Below are 5,953 nucleotides of genomic sequence, written 5' to 3' on the forward strand. Positions count from 1 at the left end.
CAATTGATTAAAAGTCAACTGCTCTACCAACTGAGCTAACGACCCACTTTTACGCTGTTTTCACGTTGTTTGATATCCCGTGGCAACGGCGGCATATATTACTGATTTAAGAATTCTGCGCAACAAAAATTTCGATGAAGATCACTTAACTGCTTACGAATCATGCTGCACGACCAGAAATAACGCGATTTCTGGTCATGCGATAATCATCCCATCGAATTCAGACGTTTTTGCGCCTGTTTGGCACCTTCGGTACCAGGGAATTTGGCGACCACCTGCTGATAAACCGCTTTGGCTTTCGCAGTGTCTCCTTTGTCCTGCATGATCACGCCAACCTTATACATCGCATCTGGCGCTTTCGGCGATTTCGGGTAATTTTTCACCACGGAGGCAAAATAAAACGCCGCATCATCCTTTTTACCCTTGTTGTAATTCAACTGACCAAGCCAGTAATTGGCATTTGGCTGGTAGGTTGAATCAGGGTATTTCTTAACAAAGTTCTGAAACGCAGCAATCGCGTCGTCCTGACGAGATTGATCCTGCACGAGGGCAATGGCCGCATTGTAATCCGTATTCGCGTCACCGCTCTGTACAGGCGCGCCTGTGGAAGCGGAAGCATCTGCTGACGGCGCGGGCGCGGATGTCGCCGCTCCGCTCTGATCGCCTGCTGCGGGTTGTGCTGCTGCACCACCACCGCTGCTCAGGCTATCTATCTGCAACAAGATTTGCTTCTGACGTTCCACAACCTGGTTAAGCTGATACTGACTTTCCTGAATCTGACCGCGGAGTGAGTCAATATCGTTTTGGTTATCGGAAAGTTGTTGCTGGAGTTGGGTTAAAAGCTGACTGTGAGCGTTAGAAATACGCTCGAGTTGAGTGACCCGGTCTTCTACCGAGCCTGAGCCGACACTACTGATTGGTGCCTGAGCAAAAGCGGCCCAGGGGGCCGCTATTCCAACCAGTAACGACAGACTCAACAGATGATGTCTGAAGTTACTGCTCATGCCATTCTCTTAGTAAACCAGTACGGCACGACGGTTTTTGGAGTAAGCCGCTTCGTCGTGACCCAGTACTGCAGGTTTTTCTTTACCGTAAGAAACGATGGAGATCTGATCAGCAGAAACGCCTTTACCCTGCAGGTACATTTTAACAGCGTTAGCACGACGTTCACCCAGGGAGATGTTGTACTCTGGGGTACCACGTTCGTCCGCGTGACCTTCTACGGTGACTTTGTAAGATGGGTTGCTACGCAGGAAGTTAGCGTGAGCATCCAGCATCGCAGCGAAGTCAGAACGGATGTCGTATTTATCCAGATCGAAGTAAACGATGTTGTTCTGCTGCAGCTGCTGCATCTGAAGACGCGCCTGCTCTTCAGAAGACATGTTGCCATTGCCGTTCGCGTCCATACCGGTACCGGCACCCATCATGCCTTCGCCGCTCTGGTCATTGCTTGCGTTCTTGTTAGAAGAACACGCTGCGATTGCCATTACAGGCAGAGCGATCATCAGCCCCTTCAGCACTTTGTTCAGTTGCATTTCTATGATTCCTTTAGTAATCAATTAATTATTATTTACAGATACGGCGACCAGGCAGGTGATTTTACCTGTCCATCAGTGGCCGGAATACGCGCTTTGAAACGCCCATCTGTAGAAACCAGATTCAGCACAGATCCCATCCCCTGAGAAGAGCTGTAGATTACCATAGTGCCGTTAGGTGCCAGACTTGGCGTTTCATCCAGGAACGTTGACGACAGAACTTGAACGCCACCCGCTACCAGATCTTGTTTGGCAATGTGCTGCTGCCCACCGTTGGAGCTGACCATTACCATGAATTTACCGTCGCTGCTCACGTCTGCGTTCTGGTTCTGCGAACCTTCCCAGGTAATACGCTGCGGAGCACCGCCGTTGATGTTTACTTTATAGATTTGTGGACGGCCAGCCTGGTCAGAGGTAAACGCCAGGGTTTGACTGTCCGGGAACCATGAAGGTTCGGTGTTGTTGCTGCGACCATCGGTCACCTGGCGGATCTGGCCAGAGCCAATATCCATCACATACAGGTTCAGGCTACCGGTTTTAGACAGCGCAAAGGCCAGTTTAGAGCCGTCCGGAGAGAAGGAAGGCGCACCGTTGTGACGTGGGAACGACGCTACCTGACGCACAGCACCGTTAGCCAGCGTCTGGATAACCAGCGCAGAACGACCGCTCTCGAAAGTCACGTATGCCAGTTTAGAACCGTCCGGAGACCAGGCTGGAGACATCAGCGGCTGGGAAGAACGTTTCACCAGGAACTGGTTGTAGCCGTCGTAGTCAGAGACGCGCAGCTCATACGGGAACTGACCGCCGTTGGTCTGCACCACATAAGCAATACGGGTACGGAACGCACCTTTAATGCCGGTCAGTTTTTCGAACACCGCATCGCTGGCCGCGTGAGCCGCGTAGCGCAGGTACTGTTTAGTGACCTTGTAGGAGTTCTGTGCCAGAACGGTACCCGGTGCACCGCCGGTATCTACCAGCTGCCAGGCCACGTTATAAGAGCCGTCCGGGTTAGGGGTAACCTGACCCACAACGACCGCATCAATACCCAGCGCAGACCATGCAGCAGGCTGTACTTCCTGTGCACTGCCCGGCTGCTGAGGCAGACGAGAACGATCTAACGGGTTGAATTTACCGCTGTTACGCAGGTCAGCCGCCACGATGCCACCGGCATCTTCAGGTGCAGCGCCAGGACCGGCCCACTGGAACGGAACAACACCGATTGGGCGTGCCGAGTCCACCCCCTGGGTGATCTCGATACGTACTTCTGCGTGCAGCACAGCTGCCCACAGCATTAAAAAACTAAATGCTACACGTAATGCCTGCTTCATCATATCTCCCTTATCCGGGTAACCTTACCCACGATAATTTAGCAGAATGTTAACAAACTCAAATAGACAAAACTACACGATCCTGGCTATGACAATAGTCGGTTTTCAATACTTCCCAAAGGAAAGACGATCACAGCTTAAAGTCTAGTTTGGCATCTTTTATCTTATCGTAAACAGCCTCACTCGGCGGTTTAGGAATGTTCGCCGATCTTGCTGCGGCTAACGCTGCCTGGCAAAGCGCAGGATCGCCCCCTTCAGAAGTGACGCTTTTCAACCGTCCATCTGGGGCAAGATTGATATGCAGCACGCACTGTTTGCCCTGATACAGGCCCGCATCAAACAGACGGCTTTGGATCGCCACCTGAATCTGCTTCGCATAAGCGCTGATATCTGCACCCGTTGCCCCGCCGTTGGCGCCGGAGGTCCCGCTGTCTTTAGACGGCTGACCGTTCCCTTTCGCCCCGCCACCCGCTTTTGGTGCGTTCTTACCTGAACTCAGGTCGCCCAGCAAATCGTCGACGCCAGCAGCCGCAGCCGCTTTATCTGCAGCGGCCTTTTTGGCAGCGGCTTTTTCAGCCGCAGCTTTCTTATCGGCAGCCGCTTTTTTATCTGCTGCAGCTTTCTCGGCAGCCGCTTTTTTATCAGCAGCAGCTTTTTCAGCCGCAGCCGCTTTTTCAGCCGCGGCCTTCTCGGCAGCAGCCGCTTTCTTCGCAGCGTCAGCCGCTGCTTTCTTCTCTGCTTCCTGAGCGGCTTTCTTCGCCGCTTCGGCTTCAGCTTTCTTCTGAGCGTCAGCAGCCGCTTTCTTCGCCGCTTCGGCTTCGGCTTTCTTCTGAGCATCAGCAGCGGCTTTCTTCGCGGCTTCGGCTTCAGCTTTTTTCTGGGCATCGGCAGCCGCTTTCTTCGCTGCTTCAGCCGCTAATTTTGCCTGGGCATCAGCCTTCGCTTTGGCATCCGCTGCGGCTTTAGCGGCCGCTTCTTCCGCCTGCTTTTGCTGCTCCTGCGTTTTTTTCGCGGCCTCTTCAGCTTGCTTTTGCTGTTCCGCCTGCTCTTTCGCCGCTTCCTGCGCCTGCAAACGTTCTTTCTCAAGCTGCTTCAGACGTTCCTGCTCCGCGGCCTGCTTTTCACGCAGCTCTTCCGCTTGCTGTTGCGCCTGTTTTTCACGCTGTTCTTCAGCCCGTTTTGCACTCGCCTTCTGCTGCTGTTGGCGATTATAGTTTTGCACTACCGCACCGGGATCCACCATAACGGCATCGATAGAAGACCCTCCACCGCCGCCTGATGCATCAATATGCTCATCGAACGAACTCCAGATCAGCGCTGCAAAAAGAATCACGTGCAGTACTGCGGAGACGATTATCGCTCGCTTAAGCTTGTCGTTCTGTTCGGTTGCCTTTGACACTATCGGTTCCCAAAAACTACGCGGATGATCAAATAGGTTGAGTCATTAAGCCAACTGACTTAACACCCGCACTATGTAGCAAGTTCAGCGCTTTAATAATTTCATCGTAGGGTACGTCTTTCGCGCCACCGATTAAGAAGACCGTTTTCGGATTTGACTCCAGGCGACGCTGCGCCTCAGCTATCACCTGCTCCGGTGGAAGCTGATCCATACGATCTTTTTCTACCACCACGCTGTACTGCCCTACGCCGGAAACTTCAATGATGACCGGAGGATCGTCATTGGTGCTCACCGCCTGTGATTCTGTCGCATCCGGCAGATCCACCTCCACGCTCTGGGTTATGATTGGCGCTGTTGCCATGAAGATCAGCAGCAGTACCAACAGGACGTCCAGCAGTGGAACGATATTGATTTCGGACTTGAGCTCGCGACGACCTCGTCCACGCGATCTGGCCATGGTTTACCCCTTGTTGCTCTCGGTGCTGGTAAACGCCTGACGGTGCAGAATCGCAGTGAACTCTTCCATAAAGTTGTCGTAGTTCAGTTCCAGTTTGTTCACGCGCTGGTTCAGGCGGTTGTAAGCCATTACCGCCGGGATTGCCGCAAACAGACCGATAGCGGTCGCAATCAGTGCTTCAGCGATACCCGGTGCAACCATCTGCAACGTCGCCTGCTTCACCGCACCCAGCGCGATAAAGGCGTGCATGATCCCCCATACTGTACCAAACAGGCCGATATACGGGCTGATGGAGCCGACAGTACCGAGGAAAGGAATGTGCGTTTCAAGATTTTCCAGCTCACGGTTCATGGAGATACGCATCGCACGAGAAGCGCCTTCCACAACCGCTTCCGGCGCATGGTTATTTGCGCGATGCAGGCGAGCAAACTCTTTGAAGCCGCTATAGAAAATTTGTTCGGAGCCGGTCAGGTTTTCACGGCGCCCCTGGCTCTCCTGATACAGGCGAGAAAGCTCAATACCCGACCAGAACTTATCTTCAAACGCTTCCGCTTCACGGCCAGCAGCATTGAGGATACGCGTTCTCTGGATGATGATGGCCCAGGATGCGATTGAAAAACCAATCAAAATCAACATGATAAGTTTAACCAGAAGGCTTGCCTTCAGGAACAAATCAAGGATATTCATGTCAGTCACTGCTTAAACTCCGCGACAATAGACTTAGGAAGCGCACGAGGCTTCATTATGGTTGGATCAACACAAACAATCAGTACTTCAGCTGAGTTCAGTACGGTGTTCTCTGCGTTGACTATCCGCTGCGTGAAAACCAGTGAGGTCCCGCGCATTGATGTAATTTCAGTTTGGACTTCGAGCATGTCGTCGAGTCTGGCAGGCGCAAAATACTCAAGCGTCATCTTGCGTACCACGAAGGCAACTCGCTCAGCCAACAGCACCTGTTGACTAAAGTGATGATGGCGCAGCATCTCTGTGCGTGCCCGTTCATAAAAAGCAACGTAGCTGGCGTGGTAAACCACACCACCGGCATCGGTATCTTCGTAATAGACACGAACCGGCCATCGAAACAGCGTTGTATTCACTTTACATCCCAGTAATACAAGAAAAGTTGGAGCTTTCAAACTTCGCTACTATACGCGCGGGAAAGATGGTTTGGAATGGGAGAAAGTAAACGGAGAGTAAATTTTTATGGGCTCGGGTAAGCCCATATCGTTATAGG

Annotated in this window: 7 protein-coding genes; all 7 read right to left on the reverse strand. The window is 52.4% G+C overall.

What is annotated here, in order from left to right:
• Positions 1-206: 206 nt before the first annotated feature.
• Positions 207-1,004: a cell division protein CpoB gene (gene cpoB, locus L977_RS15110; protein ID WP_023332428.1), complete on the reverse strand. Its 798-nt coding sequence runs from the start codon at positions 1,002-1,004 to the stop codon at positions 207-209.
• Positions 1,005-1,013: 9 nt separating this feature from the next.
• The gene (gene pal, locus L977_RS15115; protein ID WP_003858578.1) at positions 1,014-1,535 is read right to left on the reverse strand and encodes a peptidoglycan-associated lipoprotein Pal; all 522 of its coding nucleotides are present in this window, start codon (positions 1,533-1,535) and stop codon (positions 1,014-1,016) included.
• A gap of 35 nt (positions 1,536-1,570) precedes the next feature.
• Positions 1,571-2,863: a Tol-Pal system beta propeller repeat protein TolB gene (tolB, locus tag L977_RS15120; protein WP_047626086.1), complete on the reverse strand. Its 1,293-nt coding sequence runs from the start codon at positions 2,861-2,863 to the stop codon at positions 1,571-1,573.
• Between the two features lie 130 nt (positions 2,864-2,993).
• A complete protein-coding gene (gene tolA / locus L977_RS15125) occupies positions 2,994-4,262 on the reverse strand; it encodes a cell envelope integrity protein TolA (protein ID WP_047626088.1) in 1,269 nt (422 codons plus the stop codon).
• Between the two features lie 28 nt (positions 4,263-4,290).
• Entirely contained in the window at positions 4,291-4,719 is a 429-nt protein-coding gene (gene tolR, locus L977_RS15130; RefSeq protein WP_003858589.1) for a colicin uptake protein TolR, read from the reverse strand.
• A gap of 3 nt (positions 4,720-4,722) precedes the next feature.
• Positions 4,723-5,415, reverse strand: a complete 693-nt coding sequence (tolQ, locus tag L977_RS15135; RefSeq protein WP_008501101.1) for a Tol-Pal system protein TolQ — start codon at positions 5,413-5,415, stop codon at positions 4,723-4,725.
• On the reverse strand, positions 5,412-5,816 hold the full coding sequence (gene ybgC / locus L977_RS15140; RefSeq protein WP_003858593.1) for a tol-pal system-associated acyl-CoA thioesterase: 405 nt from the start codon (positions 5,814-5,816) through the stop codon (positions 5,412-5,414). The genes tolQ and ybgC overlap by 4 nt, the downstream gene beginning before the upstream one ends.
• Positions 5,817-5,953: the final 137 nt, after the last annotated feature.

Origin of the sequence: Enterobacter sp. ZOR0014 (assembly GCF_000798855.1) — a bacterium.
GTDB lineage: Bacteria > Pseudomonadota > Gammaproteobacteria > Enterobacterales > Enterobacteriaceae > Enterobacter > Enterobacter kobei.

Excerpts from the sequence above, each read along its gene's own strand:
- tolB (WP_047626086.1), bottom strand. The coding sequence starts at position 2,863 with ATGAAGCAGGCATTACGTGTAGCATTTAGTTTTTTAATGCTGTGGGCA.
- tolR (WP_003858589.1), bottom strand. The coding sequence starts at position 4,719 with ATGGCCAGATCGCGTGGACGAGGTCGTCGCGAGCTCAAGTCCGAAATC.
- pal (WP_003858578.1), bottom strand. The coding sequence starts at position 1,535 with ATGCAACTGAACAAAGTGCTGAAGGGGCTGATGATCGCTCTGCCTGTA.
- cpoB (WP_023332428.1), bottom strand. The coding sequence starts at position 1,004 with ATGAGCAGTAACTTCAGACATCATCTGTTGAGTCTGTCGTTACTGGTT.